At 70.4% G+C, this 15,405-nt stretch carries 14 protein-coding genes and 1 pseudogene; 5 read left to right on the plus strand and 10 right to left on the minus strand.

Translation table 11 applies throughout. From position 1 onward, the window contains the following. Positions 1-133 precede the first annotated feature (133 nt). The 3 genes from AQJ91_RS42815 to AQJ91_RS42820 all read right to left on the minus strand — a co-directional run bounded on the left by AQJ91_RS42815 (position 134) and on the right by AQJ91_RS42820 (position 2,142). Positions 134-1,078, minus strand: a complete 945-nt coding sequence (locus AQJ91_RS42815) for a fumarylacetoacetate hydrolase family protein (protein ID WP_067033792.1) — start codon at positions 1,076-1,078, stop codon at positions 134-136. Next, positions 1,075-1,212, minus strand: coding sequence for a hypothetical protein (locus AQJ91_RS54150; RefSeq protein ID WP_159054797.1), 138 nt, complete (start codon positions 1,210-1,212; stop codon positions 1,075-1,077). Before AQJ91_RS54150 ends, AQJ91_RS42815 begins: the two co-directional genes overlap by 4 nt. 66 nt (positions 1,213-1,278) lie before the next feature. Beyond that, positions 1,279-2,142 carry an MBL fold metallo-hydrolase gene (locus tag AQJ91_RS42820; RefSeq protein ID WP_234383383.1) on the minus strand — a complete coding sequence of 288 codons (864 nt, stop codon included), beginning with the start codon at positions 2,140-2,142 and terminating at the stop codon, positions 1,279-1,281. A 238-nt stretch (positions 2,143-2,380) separates the two neighbouring features. Here AQJ91_RS42820 and AQJ91_RS42825 point away from each other — a divergent pair, with 238 nt between their 5' ends. The 3 genes from AQJ91_RS42825 to AQJ91_RS42835 all read left to right on the plus strand — a co-directional run bounded on the left by AQJ91_RS42825 (position 2,381) and on the right by AQJ91_RS42835 (position 5,002). Further along, complete coding sequence (locus AQJ91_RS42825; protein WP_067033797.1) at positions 2,381-2,929, plus strand: ATP-binding cassette domain-containing protein; 549 nt, start codon at positions 2,381-2,383, stop codon at positions 2,927-2,929. Beyond that, entirely contained in the window at positions 2,926-3,786 is an 861-nt protein-coding gene (locus tag AQJ91_RS42830) for a branched-chain amino acid ABC transporter permease (protein ID WP_067033799.1), read from the plus strand. Before AQJ91_RS42825 ends, AQJ91_RS42830 begins: the two co-directional genes overlap by 4 nt. Positions 3,787-3,901: 115 nt before the next feature. After that, a complete protein-coding gene (locus AQJ91_RS42835) occupies positions 3,902-5,002 on the plus strand; it encodes a branched-chain amino acid ABC transporter permease (RefSeq protein WP_199848169.1) in 1,101 nt (366 codons plus the stop codon). Between the two features lie 694 nt (positions 5,003-5,696). On the opposite strand, the gene AQJ91_RS42840 is transcribed toward AQJ91_RS42835, so the two are convergent. Both AQJ91_RS42840 and AQJ91_RS42845 read right to left on the minus strand, forming a co-directional pair. Continuing rightward, entirely contained in the window at positions 5,697-6,170 is a 474-nt protein-coding gene (locus AQJ91_RS42840) for a type II toxin-antitoxin system VapC family toxin (protein ID WP_067033805.1), read from the minus strand. Beyond that, positions 6,160-6,429 (minus strand): type II toxin-antitoxin system Phd/YefM family antitoxin, encoded by a 270-nt coding sequence (locus tag AQJ91_RS42845; RefSeq protein WP_067033914.1) that lies wholly within the window; start codon positions 6,427-6,429, stop codon positions 6,160-6,162. The genes AQJ91_RS42840 and AQJ91_RS42845 overlap by 11 nt, the downstream gene beginning before the upstream one ends. A gap of 480 nt (positions 6,430-6,909) precedes the next feature. Between AQJ91_RS42845 and AQJ91_RS42850 the strand changes: the two genes are divergently transcribed. Beyond that, the gene (locus AQJ91_RS42850) at positions 6,910-8,469 is read left to right on the plus strand and encodes a sigma-70 family RNA polymerase sigma factor (RefSeq protein WP_067033807.1); all 1,560 of its coding nucleotides are present in this window, start codon (positions 6,910-6,912) and stop codon (positions 8,467-8,469) included. Positions 8,470-8,557: 88 nt separating this feature from the next. Here the strand turns inward: AQJ91_RS42850 and AQJ91_RS42855 are convergent, their stop codons facing one another. Both AQJ91_RS42855 and AQJ91_RS54155 read right to left on the minus strand, forming a co-directional pair. Beyond that, positions 8,558-9,832: a DUF418 domain-containing protein gene (locus AQJ91_RS42855; protein ID WP_199848170.1), complete on the minus strand. Its 1,275-nt coding sequence runs from the start codon at positions 9,830-9,832 to the stop codon at positions 8,558-8,560. A 137-nt stretch (positions 9,833-9,969) separates the two neighbouring features. Then, complete coding sequence (locus tag AQJ91_RS54155) at positions 9,970-10,122, minus strand: hypothetical protein (protein ID WP_234383384.1); 153 nt, start codon at positions 10,120-10,122, stop codon at positions 9,970-9,972. Positions 10,123-10,219: 97 nt separating this feature from the next. On the opposite strand from AQJ91_RS54155, the pseudogene AQJ91_RS42860 reads away from it, so the two are divergent. After that, positions 10,220-10,450, plus strand: a pseudogene (locus tag AQJ91_RS42860) (RICIN domain-containing protein); the annotation flags it as partial. 883 nt (positions 10,451-11,333) lie between these two features. Here AQJ91_RS42860 and AQJ91_RS57610 read toward each other — a convergent pair. From AQJ91_RS57610 to AQJ91_RS42870, 3 genes are all read right to left on the minus strand, one after another. Further along, on the minus strand, positions 11,334-11,465 hold the full coding sequence (locus tag AQJ91_RS57610; protein ID WP_267891308.1) for a hypothetical protein: 132 nt from the start codon (positions 11,463-11,465) through the stop codon (positions 11,334-11,336). Positions 11,466-11,691: 226 nt separating this feature from the next. Next, positions 11,692-13,545 carry an RICIN domain-containing protein gene (locus AQJ91_RS42865; protein WP_234383385.1) on the minus strand — a complete coding sequence of 618 codons (1,854 nt, stop codon included), beginning with the start codon at positions 13,543-13,545 and terminating at the stop codon, positions 11,692-11,694. 71 nt (positions 13,546-13,616) lie between these two features. Then, the gene (locus tag AQJ91_RS42870; RefSeq protein WP_067033816.1) at positions 13,617-15,353 is read right to left on the minus strand and encodes an amylo-alpha-1,6-glucosidase; all 1,737 of its coding nucleotides are present in this window, start codon (positions 15,351-15,353) and stop codon (positions 13,617-13,619) included. Between the last annotated feature and the right edge of the window lie 52 nt (positions 15,354-15,405).

Below are 15,405 nucleotides of genomic sequence, written 5' to 3' on the forward strand. Positions count from 1 at the left end.
GTTCGTGCCTTTCTTCCGGTGCCGGACGGGCGGTCCGACACCCGGGGTGTTGTCAGAGCCGGTTGGTGAGCGGGCGGGAGTCGGGGACGGGGCCGAGCCGTCGCCCCGGCCCTGTTTCCCGGACGTACGACGGTCATCGCCTGCGGCGGGCAGGGGGCAGAGGAACCGGAGCGGCGCCCTCGACGACGGTGTTGCTGAGGGTTCCGATGCCCTCGACCGTCATGGTGACGGTGTCGCCGGGGATGAGCGGTGGGGGTTCCAAGGCGCCGTTGCGGCCCCAGAGTTCGGCCAGGCAGCCGCCGTTGCCGCAGGTGCCGGAGCCGAGGACGTCGCCTGGGCGGATCCATGTGCCGCGGGAGGCGTACGCCGCCATCTCCTCGAACGTCCAGGCCATGTTGGCCAGCCTGTCCCGCCCGATCGTCTCGCCGTTGACCTGGACGGTGAGGGCCAGGTCGAGGAAGCCCTCCGCGTTGCGGTGGGGTTCGAGTTCGTCGGTGGTGACCAGCCAGGGGCCGAGGGTGGTGGCGGTGTCCTTGCCCTTGGCGGAGCCGAGTTTGACCCTCATCTCGCGGCCCTGGAGGTCGCGGGCGGACCAGTCGTTGAGGATCGTGTAGCCGATGATGTGCTCGCGAGCCTGCTCTGGGGTCAGGTCCCGGCCGACCACGCCGATGACGGCGGCCACCTCGAGTTCGAAGTCGAAGCGGAGGCAGCCGGGTGGCACGGGTACGTCTTCGTGGGCGCCGATCGTCGCGTACGGGTTGGTGAAATAGAACGCTGGCGCCGCGTACCACTCCTCGGGGACGGTGTCACCGTATCCCCGTGCGACGCCCGCGACATGGCTCTCGAAGGTCATGTAGTCGCGCACGGTCGGCGGTTGCAGCGGCGGCAGCAGCCGGACATCGGCCACGGGCACCGGCGGTGAGCCGGTCAGCGCGTGTTCCCCCACCCCGCGCAGACACTCCTCGCCCTCCAAGATCAGATCCAGCAGTTCGACGGGATGCTCGAAGGTGTGGACCTGGTCGTCGGCGACGATCCCCGACTGCCGTTTCCCGTCGTGCACGAAGGTCGCGAACTTCACGCCGCGCCCCCTTCCGCCTCGGTCGGGGCGAGGCCGATCCGGGCGAGGCGGAGCGCCGGGCATCCGGCGATGACAGTGCGGGTGTGCCGGGCGGGCGAGCCGGCGGGTGCGCCGTAGGCGGGGCTGGTGACCATGTCTTCTCCTTGGCGGGTCCGGGGGATGTGCGGCCACGGAGGCACGAGATCCGGGGCCGACGCGGCTCAGAGGCCGGGGCAGGGGCAGGCGAGGCCGGCCATGCGGCCGAACAGCTGGGGGCCGTCGAGCTGGGGCAGTGAGGGGTCGAGTTCGCGGTAGACGGTGTGCACGTTGACGGCGAGGCGTTCGCTCTCGTCGAGGTCGGCGAAGCGTCCGAGGCTGATGTCGCGTGTGGCTGCCTCGGCGGGCATTCCCGCGCCGAAGCGGGAGGTGGCCTGCTCGTGGACGTACGACAGATAGTCGCGGACGGTGTGGACGGCCTCCTTCGTGGTGACCGGACCGTGGCCGGGCACGATGATGTCCACGTCCAGGTCGAGGAGCAGGTCGCAGGCGGTGAGCCAGTTGGCGAACGGGCCGTGCCATATGACGGGTGTGGAACCGGCGAAGACGATGTCGCCGGTGTAGACGGTCCGGGCCCGCGGGACATGGACGATCGTGTCTCCGGCGCTGTGTGCGGGGCCCACGTCGATCAGATGGACCTCCGTCCCGCCGATGTTCAGGACCGTCTCGCCGTCGAAGACCCGGTGCGGAAGCACGGGGTGGACGTCCGAGTAGTCGAAGCGGCCGAAGATCCGGCGGGCGAACCGTCCCGCGACGGTGTCCGCGCTGGTCAACGCGCGCATCTCGGCCGGGCCCACCTGCCGCATGTCGGTCAGCGTGCCGCGGGCCGCGATGATCTCGGCGTGGGCCACGAGCTGGTTGCCGAACCAGTGGTCGCCGTTGCCGTGGGTGTTGACCACGGTCGAGACGGGCGCGGCGTCGGTCACCGGTGCCAGCCCGTCGAGCATGGCCCGGGTCAGGCGCAGGTCGTAGAGGGTGTCGACCAGCAGGGACTCGCCCCGGCCGGTGACCAGCCCGGCGTTGCTCATACCCCACCCGGCCGTACCCGCTACCCACGCATGACAACAGCCATGGCCGAGGTCGATCCGGCCGGCTGGGGAAAGCACGGAAGCCACACTGCCTCCTGTCCACGCCCCGAAGCGAAAATTCGAGACTGAAATCCATTGATGGACTGGAGTCCATCAGTGGGGCGACAATCTGCGCCTGGGTGCCTGGCAACTGCCCGGCCGCGGCAAGAGCCGTCGCAAGCAGCGTGACACCTCATGGGTGTACGAGCTCCTTCCGGACCTGGTGCGGGTACGCGAACGGAAGGCGGGCGGTCTGTCGGGAGGCCAGCAGCAGATGGTCGCCGTCGGACGCGCCCTGATGAGCCGGCCGGAGGTCCTCGTGATCGACGAGCTGTCCCTCGGCCTCGCGCCCCTCATCGTCGCCGACCTCGCCGAGCACCTGGCCGAGCTCAACCGGGAGCAGGGCACGGCCGTTGTGCTCATCGAGCAGAACGCACGGCTCGCCCTGGACCTGTGCAGCCGCGCCTACGTCCTGGAAGCGGGACGGATCGCCGCCGAAGGTGGCAGCGCCGACCTGGCCGCCAGCCCCGAGATCGCCCGGGCCTACCTCGGGGAGGCCCAGGGACTCCCGAGCCCTCCGGACGCTCAGGGCGCCCCGGGCCCGGACGCCCCACGTGCGGACGGCCCGGGCCCGGACGACCGGGCCACGGCCGACCCTGCACTCACGCCCGGCACCGCCAAGTCCGCCCGGGGCAACCAGGACACCGCCGTCCAGGCCGCACAGGCCGCGACACGGGAGGCGACATGAGCGACTTCCTCGTCTACCTCATCACCGGACTGGGCACCGGCTGCGGTATCGCCCTGATCGGCAGCGGCCTGGTGCTCATCCACCGGGTGACGCGCGTGGTCAACTTCGCCCAGGGCACCTTCGCCGTCGTCGGGGCGCTGACCGCCATCTCGCTCCTCGACACCGGCCTCCCGCACGGGCTCGCCGAAGTGCTCGGGGTCGCCGTCGCCGCCGTCGTGGGACTGCTCTTCGGCATGATCGCCATCGGCCGGCGGGGCACCTCGCCGCAGGCCGCGCTGATGGTCACCCTGGGACTGGGCATCCTGGCGTACGCCGTGGAGGTCATGCTCTGGGGGGACCAGGGCCGGTCCTCGGAGGGGCTCTCCGGCGCTGTGACCGTGTTCGGCGCTCGTATCCAGACCCACTACCTGTTCATCATCGGCGTCACCATGGCCGTCTTCGCCGCGATGGCCGCGCTGTTCGGCCGTACCGACGCGGGCAAGGCCCTCTCCGCGTGCTCCTCCAACCCGTACGCGGCCCGCGTCGTCGGGATCTCCGTCACCCGCATGGGGTTGATCGCCTTCGCCATCGGCGGCGCTCTCGGCGGTCTGGCCGGCGCTCTGCTGGCGCCCATGAACTCGGTGGCCTTCGACTCCGACGTGGCCCTGATCATCAACGGCTTCGCGGCGGCGATCGTCGGCTCCCTGCACCACATCGGCCGCACCCTCGCCGGTGCGCTGTTCCTCGGGGTGGCCGAAACGATGGTCGCGGGGTACGGAAGCGCCACGTACCAGACCGTGGTGGCGCTGGGTCTGATCCTGGCGCTGATGATCGGGCAGGCGGCCCGCACCCACAGCGTCGTGGCGGAGGCCGGATGACGCCTCGTCAGTCTGCTGTGGGACGCCCGCTGCCCTCCGCGCACACCGGGCGTATGTACGCATGGGTACCCGTCCGTGCTCGAGCCGTATCCGCCGCACCAGAAAGGCAGCACGTATGAGCGCCGTCACCTCCGGCCGTGAACGGGCCACTTCCCAGCCCTCCGGCGGCGCGGGCGACACGGCGAACACCGCCTCGTCGGACGCCCGAGGCTCCCTCGGCACTCCGTTCGCCGGCCGGGGAAGGCGGGTCGGCCTCGTCGCAGTCGGCGCGGCGGTGGCCGTGACCCTCGCCCTGCCTCCGATGCTGACCGCCGGCCAGCTCTCGGTGTACATCCTGCTCGCCCTGTCCGCCATGGTCACCGTCGGGCTGAGCCTGCTCATGGGCTACGCGGGCCAGGTCTCCATCGGCCAGGCGTCGTTCTACGCCATCGGCGCCTACGCGGCCGGCCTGCTGAGCATCCACGGCACACCGCCGATGCTGGCGCTGGCCGCGGCACCACTGATCGCCGCCCTGTTCGCCGCCGCCATCGGCGGACCGCTGCTGCGGCTGCGAGGGCACCACCTGGCCTTCGCCACCATCGCCCTGCAGCTCATCCTCATCTCCCTGCTCGGCGAGGCGGACTGGGCCGGTGGCTCGGTCGGTCTGCAGGGCATCCCACGACTCTCCGCCGGAGGTACGGAACTCGGCGAGGACATCCACTACGCCTACCTGGCCTGGGCTTCCGCGGCCGTCACCGTCCTGGTCGCCCGCAACGTCGTCGCCTCACGAGCCGGCCGCGGACTGCGTGCGCTGGCCACCAGCGAGACCGCGGCGAGCGCCAGCGGAGTGCCGGTGGCCCGCTTCAAACTCGCCGTGTTCACCCTGGCCGCCGCGTTCGCCGGCCTCGCCGGAGGGATCTACGCCTTCTTCATCGGCTACATCAACCCGGGGTCGTTCCCGGTCCTGCTGTCCATCCAGCTCCTGGTGATGGCCGTCGTCGGCGGGCTCGGCACCATCTGGGGCGCGCTCCTGGGAGCCACCGCGATCACCCTGATCGTGCAGTTCCTCAACGACCTGGGCTCCAGGCCGGGCATGCCCGCCAGTGCCCCCAGCATCCTCAACTACGCCGTGTACGCCGCCTTTCTCATCCTTGTCGTGCTGTTCCTGCCGCGCGGCATCGTCCCTGCGCTGCGCGACGCGTGGCAACGCCGCATCGCGGGGCGAGCGTCCTCGTGATACCTCGCCGCTGAGTCTCGCGTACGGCCGCCCGTTCCCGCCTGGCGACCGCGGATTCGGTGTCTGTTCCCGCAGCCAGGGCTGCGGGAACAGACATATGTGTTCGTGCGTGCGGCAGGAGCCGTTCGGGGCCGACCTCCAGGGCGGCTTCGTCCGCCGGGGTGGGGCTGCGCGGGGGACGGAACGGCTCAGGGCGGCGATGCTCTGCGAGTGCAGGGCGGAGCCTCTGCGCGCTGGAAGGGGAATCCGCTGCGGTCGGGTGCGAGACCGTTCCCCGAACTGGCGCGATCGGCTTCGGATCGGCTGAGCCGGTCCCTCCTGCAGGCGTTCGGGACGCGTTCGGGACGCAAGGACAGGAACAGACTGACAAGGAGTGAGGAGATCCGGCCTTGTTCACCCTCGCTGACTTGCAAGAACGTCAAGGATGAGCACGGATCGGCAAGGACCGCCAAGATCCTCTGGAGCTGAGCGGGCTGCGGAAAGGCGACGCGGCAGACGACGGCGGTTGGCTCAGCGGTGACCGGTGGGCCGACCTGCAGCGGCCTGGTAGGCCGCCGGGGACTTCGACTGTGAGAAACGCGAGGGGCTGGAGTGGTGTTCGTGCGCATGCCTGCGCGGCTTACCCCGGCCTGCGGGAGCGGTATTTCCGGGTCGTGGTTGTCGAGTGAATGGCCGGCCCCATCCCGTCTGCCTTCTACCGGTCGTGGAGCACTTTGCGGCGGGTGACGGGGACGACGGTGAGGAGGTCGTCCAGGCCTTTGAAGTCGTCGGGGTTGGTGGTGAACAGGGGGAGGTCTTCGGCGACGGCGATGGAGGCGATCATCAGGTCGGCGATGCGGCGCCGGGGTGTGCGGCCTGTGCTGATGACGGCGGCGCAGACGCGGCCGTAGATGCGGGCGGCTTCTGCGTCGAAGGGAATGGGGTCGAACTCGTTCTCGGCGCGCTGGAGGATGTCGGTGCGGCGGGCGCGTTCGGCGTGTTCGTCGTAGTCGTTCTGTTCGGCGTTGCTGCGTACCTGGTGAGGGCCTGCGGAGAGTTCGGCGAGGGTGATGGCGGTGATGGCCATCTCGGCGGGGAGCTCGCTGGAGTTGATCCACTTGCGCAGGATCATGATGTTGGTGTCGAGGAGGCCCTGCTGGTGCTCGACGGGCTGGTGCTCATCGGGCATAGGGGTCGTCCATGTCCTGCTCGGCGGTGGCGTCCTGGTCGGCGCGGAAGGTGTCGAGGGAGATGTCGGGGGCGGTGCGGGACATGGCGGCGAACTCGCCGCGCGGGACGAAGCGTTGGCGTCGGCGCAGGGGGATCAGCTCGCCGATGCGGTGTCCGTCGCGGGTGACGGTGAAGGACTGGCCGCTCTGGACGGCGTCCATGATCTCTTTGGATTTGGTGCGCAGGTCGCGCTGGGTGATCTCGGGTTGGGCGGCCATGGCTCCACGGTAGCCGTCGTGTGCCATCAGGTGCCACTCTGTAGCATGCAGGTGCTCCCGGCGTGGTCAACAGCCCGCTGTACGGCGTCGTCATCAGGTAGTAGTTGCCGTTGTAGTAGGTCATGTGCGGGTCCGCGCCGGAACTGTTGAGCGGGTTCGTGAACCGTCGTGGTGGCCGCTGCGCGACGGGGGCGGCCGCCCCCGTCCCGACCGTCGCACCGCCGACGGACGAGCTGTTCCACACCGGCAGATGCGGGAGCAATGCTCATGACAGAGACATCCTTGTTTCGCGCCGCGGAGCGGGAGCGGAGGCGAACCAAAAGGTTCCGGCGAGCATGCGCTTAGTTCGAAATGTCGGACACTGTTCGTGAAAGGCGTGGGGCGGCACCTGAGGGGCGGCCCACGCAAATCCTCCGGATTCGCTCCTGGCACACTGTCGCCCTCGACACATCGGCAAGGCGACGGGACAGGTGGGACGGGGTGCGCTCGCAGGGCACGCAGGAATGGCCGGACGTCGCCGTCGTCATGGCGGCGCGGGCTGGGGACCGGCAGGCATCGGAACAGCTGATACGGGACTGTCTTCCGTTGGTCTACAACATCGTCGGGCGGGCGCTGGACGGGCACAGCGACGTCGACGACGTGGTCCAGGAGGTGATGGTGCGGGTCCTGGACGGGTTGCCCGGACTGGAGCAACCGGATCGGTTCCGGTCCTGGCTCGTCGCCATCACCGTGCGACAGATCCGTGACCGGTGGCGCAGAGGGCGCACCTGGCTCACTGCGGAACCCCTGGAGGAGAACGCCCACGAAACAGACCCGCAGGCCGACTTCTCCGACCTGGCGATTCTTCGGCTTGCGCTGTCGGGCCAGCGGCGTGAAGCGGTGGAGGCGACCCGCTGGCTGGAGGTCGAGGAACGCGAGGTACTCGCGCTGTGGTGGATGGAGAGCGCCGGTGAACTGACCCGCGGCGAGCTCTCGGCGGCCTGCGGCCTCACACCGCAGCATGCCGCGGTCCGAATCCAGCGGGTCAAGGAACGGCTGGAGACGGCGCGCACCGTCGTGCGAGCCGTGACGGCCTCGCCGCGCTGCCCGGACCTGGCCGCCGTGCTCGCCTCGTGGGACGGGCGGCCGTCCGGGCTGTGGCGCAAGCGGCTGGCACGCCATGTCCGCGACTGTCCGCAGTGCCTGTTGAGCTCGTCCGACCTGATACCGGCGGAGGGGCTGCTGGCCGGCCTCGCGCTGGTGCCGGTGCCGGCCGGCCTGGCCGGCCTGGTACTGGCCAGGGCGCTGGGGTTGGACTCGGCCGGGGCGACCGTCGGCGCGGGCACGCGTACGGCGAGCGGTGCAAGCCGTACGGCGCGGACGGTCGGCAGGCTGGCCGCCAAGCCCGCGGCAACGGCAGCCGCAGGTGCCGTCACGCTCGCGGCTGCCGCAGTGGCCTGGTACACCGCCACGGGATCGCACGAGACGGCCCCGCGGCCCGCCGTCGCGGCCCCGCTGTCGCCCGCCGCCTCGTCCGTGCCGCCGTCCCCGAGAACGTCCGCCTCACGGACACCGACACCGACATCGACGCCGACAGCAGCCCCGGCGACGACGGCTGAGGCGCGGGTTTCGGGGCGGCATGCCCTACGGTCGGTCGACAACCCCGGCGACTACGTGAGCCAGTCCGGCCCACTCGGCATCCTGAGCCCGGTCGGCGCCACCAGCTCCGCGGCCACCCGGCAGGCGGCCACCTTCACCTTCGTTCCCGGCCTGGCCGACCCCCGCTGCTACTCACTCAGGGACGCCACAGGCAGGTATCTGCGGCACTACGCCTTCCGCATCCGGCTGGACACCGACGACGGATCCGCCACCTTCCAGAAGGACGCCACCTTCTGCCCCCGTTCCGGTTCCACGGCCGGTTCGGTCTCCCTGGAGTCGTACAACTACCCCGGCCGCTACCTCCGCCACCGGGACAACCTCCAGTTGTGGCTCGACCCTTTCGAGAACACGGCCGCGTACCGGGCCAGCCGCTCCTTCGTCGTCGTGGCGCCCTGGACCTAGGCATACGGGTGGAAGCCTGCAAGGACTGAGCCGCTTGCTGGATCCGTGAGCGGTCCAGGCCGGGGTGGGGCGTGGAGGCGAGCCACTGTCATCGGATGTACTTCGTCGGCTTGGTGGCGGCGGTGAGCAGGTACTCCAGGGGGCCGCGGCGGAGGAAGCGGGACCAGATCGCGGCGAACACGATCGCCCCCAGGATGTACGTGAGCACGGGCACCCAGGACTTCGTGGTGCCAGCGCCGGAAGCGGGCCACGCGGACTGTGCGAGGAAGTGGCCGACGTAGGCCGTCAGGGACATGGTGCCCACGGCGATGACCGGTTTCGCCAGGCGGCGCAGGCGCGGCAGGCGGTCCATCGCCACCGTCGCGCCCACGATCACGAGGGTCGCGACACCCAGGCAGCCGATGATGTCGAAGGTGGTGCCGGTGTGCGACACGGCACCCAGCAGGTCGGAGGCCGACAGCTCGGGCCCGCCGGACCCGCTGCCCATGGAACCCGGCCCGGACCCGCTGCCCATGGAGCCCGCCCCGGAGCCGCTGGACGGCCCTCCGCCTCCCCCGAAGCTCAACACCGCGCTCTTGCCCGCCAGCAGCACGGCCAGGCCGTAAGCGCCTGCCGTGAGGCCGGCACCGAGCGCGGCCAGGCGCCGCTGGACGGCCGGGGCGGACAGGTCGAGGCGGGCCAGCGCCATGCCGGTGACCACGAACGACATCCACGTGATGGTCGGGTAGAGGCCCGTGAGCAGCAGATCGAGTACCCCCACGTCGCTGAGCCGTTCCAGCGGGTCGTAGGCATTGATGCTCTGCTGGACGGAGTCACTCAGCCACATCTTCAGGACGAACGCCAACTGCGGCGTGACGAGCGCGAGCCCCGCCGCAATGATCGCCAGCGTCCTGGCGCTCAGTCGCACCAGGAGCAGGGCGAGGAGGAAGTAGACGCCGTAGAAGGCGAGGATGACGATGTCCCCGTACTCCATCGCCAGCACGGTGCCCAGCACCAGCAGGATCACGGCGCGGATCGCGATCCGGGCCTTCGCCTGCCGGCCCGCCAGGCCGGTCTTCGGCTCACGGCGGCCGGCGATCAGCATCAGCGAGAACCCGGCGAGGGTGGCGAACAGGGCCGACGAGCGCCCCTCGGCCAGGAAGTACACCCAGCTGCCGACGCTGTCCGTGGCTGACTCCATCGGGGCGATGTGCACGATGTACATGCCGAACACCGCCAGCGCGCGGGCCAGATCCACCCCGACCAGGCGTCCCATCGAGGGGCCGCCCGAGACCTGCACGGCGGACTCGGACGAGGTTCTTGGCCCTGGGGGCGAGTGCTCCTGCGGAGCCGGTGTCTCCTGCGGCGGCTGTGTCTGTTTCATACGGAGAATCTCGCGTGGACGTCAGGAGGCGGACCATCCGACAGGCTTCGGTAACACCCCCGCCGACCGGCCGGGACCACCCCCGCCGACCGGCGGAACAGCGCCGCCCGGCCGGCGGGCCCGGACGGCCAACTGCCCTATTTGATGACGGCGTTGGCCACCACGACCGCAAGCCCGAGCAACGCGTCCACTGTGCCGATCTTCAAGGCGGAGCCCCATGTGCGACCGGCAGCGCGGGCAGCGAGCAGGACCCACGCGAACAGCAGCACCACGTTCACGGCGAAGACCACGTACTCGATGCCCGCTCATGTCGTCACGGACGGCGTCGGCGTCCCAGCGGGCGTAGCGCAGCAGCCGCTGCACCGGCCCCGGCCGGGCCAGGCCGGCTGCCTCGACGCCGCCGGCGGCAACACCGCCAACGGCACCACGGTGCAGATGTGGACCTGCCACGGCGGCTTCAACCAGGTCTGGCAGCCCTACGGCGGCGGCTACCGCAACCCCGCCTCCGGCCGCTGCCTCGATGTTCCGGGCTCCTCCACGACCGACGGCACTCGGCTCGTGTCGTGGGACTGCAACGGCGACTCCAACCAGAAGTGGACCACTCTGACCGCCGGATGACCCCCGCTCCCGGGATCTGAGCCCTCTCCGGGCTCAGATCCCGGGAGGACATCGGTGCCGGGCACCGCCGGGGACGGCACCCGCTGTGGTCGGCTCATACATGGCAGGACAGCGAGGACAAGCATCCTACGGCTGTGCGCAGAGTCGATCTGGGCGCGCCTGACCAGGCAGGCGTCGAGTCTCTGCCAGGCGCCACCGGCCGGGCGGACCTCGACGGTGAAGGCGGTGTTGAGCGGGACGTCTCCGGGCAGTTCGAGACGCAGGTCCCGTCCGAGCTGCTCCCGGGCGGCTCGCCATGGGTGTCGTTCCGGCTTCGGGCCCACCGTCCTCGCGGCCGAGAGCGACCGACAACAACCTGGTCGAGGTCTTCGCCATGGCCGGCGGGCACCAACTCGCTCCGAACCGACTGGCGTTCGTCCTGAACCACGCGGGCACGCGACCGGGTGTCCGTCGTTCTCGTCCCGTTCGCAGGCATCCGTGACTCCCGTTACCACCTCTGCTTCTCCCTGGCGGAGCCTGAGCGGCAGGACACATGGTCGGGCCTCCGCAACGGGCTGAGGTCGCGGGCCGACACCGGACGGTGGTCCTGTCGCCTGACAAGCCAGGACGGTGCCGCCACGGGCCTCCGGACGCTACACCTCTCAGGTAACACTGCCGGACCGACGTTCGGTTCAAAGCGGGCCTTGTGCACGGCGACCGCCTCGTCGACCAGGGCGCGGGCCTCGGGCCCCAGTTCCGGCAGGTGGCCGGAGAGGTGGCTGCGGCCGAGGAGGGGAGCCGCGGCCCCGGCTGCCTGGCCTCCTTGTTCCTGGTGCTCGCCGTTGTGCTCGGACTGGCCAGCGGTACCTCGACCGCCGCGACCGACGACACGGGTCGCAGGCACTCACTCCTCCTTCGGCGGAGCCGTGCTCTCCCGGACGGTGAGGGTGGTCGCGATCTCCAGTCCCACCTGCGGCACTTCCTCGCCGCGGCCGAGCACCAGAGCCAGTTCGGTGGCGGCTGCCGCCCGGATCACCGACTTCCGCAGCGGGAGGTGCTGCCAGGCCCGAGGCAGGCTCTCCCGGGAGCGACGGAGGGGGCGGGCACCGGAAGGGGCACCCGCCCGGATTGCTGTTCACAGGGAGCTTCGCCGGCAGGAGGCCTGCGAAGCTCAGGCGGTGGCCGTCCGGGAACAGGGAGACGGCAGCCCATGGGGGCTTCCCGGCTGTGGCCGGGGAGCCCCCATGGGGAAGGGGCGCGGGTCAGCGCATGCCCTGGAGGCGCCAGATCTGGTTCTTCTTCCAGGCCATGTCGGTCGCCGAGTCACAGGTCCACTGGTGGATCTTCGCGCCGGGGTCGGTCGAGATCCCGCTGACGTCCACGCACTTGCCGCTGTGCACCGCGGCCAGCTGGTAGTCCTTGCTGTTGCCGAGTGCGGTGACGGGGTTGAGGGTGAACATCTGGTTCGTGCTGCCGCTGCAGGTCCACTGGATGACGGCGGCACCGTCGGCCGTGGAGGCGCCCGAGACGTCCAGGCACTTACCGCTGTGCTCGTTCACGATGGTGTAGGTGTTCGCCCGGCCGGCGACCGGCTTGAAGTCGAGCATCTGCTGGTAACCGCCCTCGCAGTGGTACTGCTGGTACTGCGTGCCGTCGGCGGTGGAGAGGTTGGTGTCGTCCAGGCACTGGCCGCTGTGCTGTACCACCGCGACCGTGGAGACGGTCGTGTTCGACGGTGGCAGCAGCGTGACGGTGTAGCCGTCCGCGGCGTCCGTCCACGGCACGCTCACCGAGGCGGAGTTGTTGCTGACGGTCAGGGTCTGGTCGGAGACCGTCACCGGACCCGTCACGGCGCCCCCGCTGTTGTTCGGTACGCGCTGGACGATCGCGCGGACCCGGCTGTTCTCCACCACGGAGGTGGTGTCGAGACGGTTGAGGTTGACGGTGACGTTGCCGGTGTTGCCGTTGTTGCCCAGCAGGATCTTCGCGTTGCGCGCGGTGTTGTCCTTGGTCGCCAGCCCGTCGGTGTTCGTACCGGGCGTGAGGTTCACGATGTTGCCGGTCTGGGAGCCGTAGTACCGGTACAGGAACCACTCGCCGAGCGGCAGGTACTGGCCGGAGCTGTTCTTGGTGAGCAGGTTGGCCGCGTTGTCGTGCAGGTTGGAGCCCCATCCCCAGTTGGCGCGCATGCCGTCGGCGCCGGCCCGCTCCAGGCGGCTGATGAACCAGCCGCCGCCACCGGGGTGCTGCTGTTCGCGTCCGGCGTACTCGTTGATCTGGTACGGGCGGGTGTTGGTCAGGCCCGCGGCGGCGAGGGTCGAGTTGGCGTTGCTGACGGCCGTGACGGGGTCGTGTGGGATGGCGTGCCAGCTGTAGATGTCGGGGGCGACGTTGTTGGCCTTGACGTGGTTCAGGTAGGTCGTCCACCAGGTGTTGGAGGAGTTGGGCGGGTTCGCCGAGCTGGGGCCGACGATGAGCTGCCCGGGGAGGTTGGCCCGCACGGCGGCGTGGAACCGCGACCACATCTGCAGGTACTGGCTCTGGGACCGGTCCCAGAAGCCGCTCAGGTCCGGCTCGTTCCACAGGTCCCACTCCACCGTCATGTTGTTGGCCTTGACGTCGGAGATGAGCTGGTTGACGAAGTTGTCGAACTGCGTCCAGTTGCCGTTGTCGCCGGGGAAGGGCTGGCTGGTGGTGCCGTCGGCGCCCCACAGGTCGTGCGGCAGGATGACGAACGTCCCGCCCAGCGCCTTGGTGCGCTGGTACTGGGCGAGGGTGGCCCTCCAGCGGGTCTGGTAGTCGGCGAGGCTGGTGGCGTAGCCGCCACCGTTGAGCTGCGCGCCGCCGGCCCGCATGAATTGCCACTTGATGTCTTTGAAGAAGTGGTCCGGCGGCAGCGACCCGTCGGCGGTCATCCCGTAGATGATGCCCGAGGCACGGTAGCTGGGGGCGCCTGCGGCGTTGGCGAAGTCGACGGTGACGCTGGTGTCCGCGGCCTGCGACGGGCCGGCGGGCACCAGGGTCGCGGCCAGGGCGGTCAGGAGGACGGCCACGGACGAGGTCGCTCGGCGTCCGGTGCGGGTTGCGGGGCTGGGAAGTGTCCAGCGAGATTTCATGCTGCGGCTCCTACGTGAGCGGGGAGGATGACCGGGGTGGGAACGTCCCCGGGGCTGTGGGGAGACGGCGGTCAGCGGCTGTCTCGGTGTGCGTGTGCCTCGGCCAGCAGGAGGTAGCTGCTGGCGGTCCAGGTGTAGGCGCGGTCGCGCAGGCCCGTGCCGGTGAGGGCGTCGAAGTTCTCGGCGAAGCCGTGGGTTTCGCACAGGGCGCGGAAGCGGGCGCTGATCTCGTCGGCGAGGCGGTGGTGGCCGGCGCGGCGCAGGCCGTCCTCGATGAGGACGGTGGCGGGGGCCCAGATGGGGCCGCGCCAGTAGCCGTCGGAGAGGTAGTGGGGAGAGGTGGGCAGTTCGGTGGCCAGGCCGTACGGGGTCAGGTGGGTCTCGATCCGGGCGGCCAGGGCTTTGCCGATGTGTTCGGGCAGGTGCTCGCCCAGTGCCATCGGCATCAGGTCCAGCAGGCTGGAGCTCTCCCAGGTCTGCGAGCTGTCCACGCCGCGGGCGACGAACCGCTCTCCTGTCCACAGCTCGTCGAGCATCGCGGCCTGGGTCGCCTCGGCGGTTCGGGTCCAGCGGCGGGCCTCGTCGGGAAGGCTCAGTTCGGTGGCCAGGCCGGCGAGTTCGCGGAGCTGGAGGACGAGGAAGGCGGCCAGGTCGGCGGTGACGACCACGCGCTCGGGGTCGAAGGTGGTGGCGTTGTCCCAGCCGCTGTCGTTGCCGTGCTGGTAGTGGGGCAGGGCGGCGCCCGGGGCGCGGCGGGCGGTGAGCCAGAAGTCCGTCCACCGTGCCAATCTGCGGTAGATCTCGGCGAGTTCGGTCCGGCTGAGGGGTTCGGGGAGCCGTCTGCGCAGGTGGGACAGGGCCCAGCCGTGAATGGGCGGTTTGACGAAGTTGTAGAGGACCTCGGAGTGGGTCACCGAGTCGGGCAGGGCCCCGGTCTCGTCCTGGTGGTCGAAGGGCAGGGAGAACTGGTCCCAGGCCAGGGCGGGGGCACCGGGGGCGAGGGCGAGGGCGTTGAAGCAGTGGTCCCAGCTCCAGACCTTGTCCATCCAGTGCTTGGACATCAGCACGGCAGGCCGGGTGACCAGGGACGCCGGGCGGACGGTTGCCGACCACAGGACGTACGCGGCGAGTTCGGCGGCCGGGGTCGCGGGCGAGCGCCAGGGGGCCACCGCGTCGGCGAAGGCGGCGAAGGCATGCTCCGCGGTCGCCACGACGGCGTCGAAGGTCTCCGAGGACGTGTAGGGCAGGCGTGCGCTGTCCAGCTCCTCGACGGCCGCCTCCCAGCCTCCGCCGGGGGCCGCGGTGAGGGTGACGCCTCGTTCACCGCTACCGAGGGCCTGACTGCCGGATATCTCGGCGACCGTGCCGGACAGCACGGTGATGCGGTAGCGGCGCCCGGTCTCGTACGAGGTGAACACGTACGCCCCCTCCACCGGGTCGCGGTAGAAGTAGGTGCCCGTGAAGGGGGTCAGGGCGTCCGCCGCCGCGGTGATGCGCAGGCCCAGTCCTTCGCCGCGCAGGCGGACGGTGTCCGGTGAGGCGTAGGCGAGAGCGACGCGCCCTTGCTCACCGGTCCAGCTCAGCAGGCCCGGAGTCGCCTCGACGCGGGTCCCCGCGCGCCCGCCCGTCGCCGCGTGGAGGGGCGTGAAGCGCAGGACGGCGTGCATGCCGTTCTGGTGCGAGACGAGGTGGAGGTCCTCGGCACGTGACTTCTCCGCGAGCACGGGCGAGATGCCGAACCAGGATCCGTGCGTGCTGAACGGGATGTCGTGGAGGGAGAAGGCCGGGCCGGATCGGGCGGCGGTCATCAAGTGGTACTCGTTTCTTCAGCAGGGGCCACCGGCGGTGGTCGTGAGGTGG

Source organism: Streptomyces dysideae, assembly GCF_001514305.1.
Lineage (GTDB): Bacteria > Actinomycetota > Actinomycetes > Streptomycetales > Streptomycetaceae > Streptomyces > Streptomyces dysideae.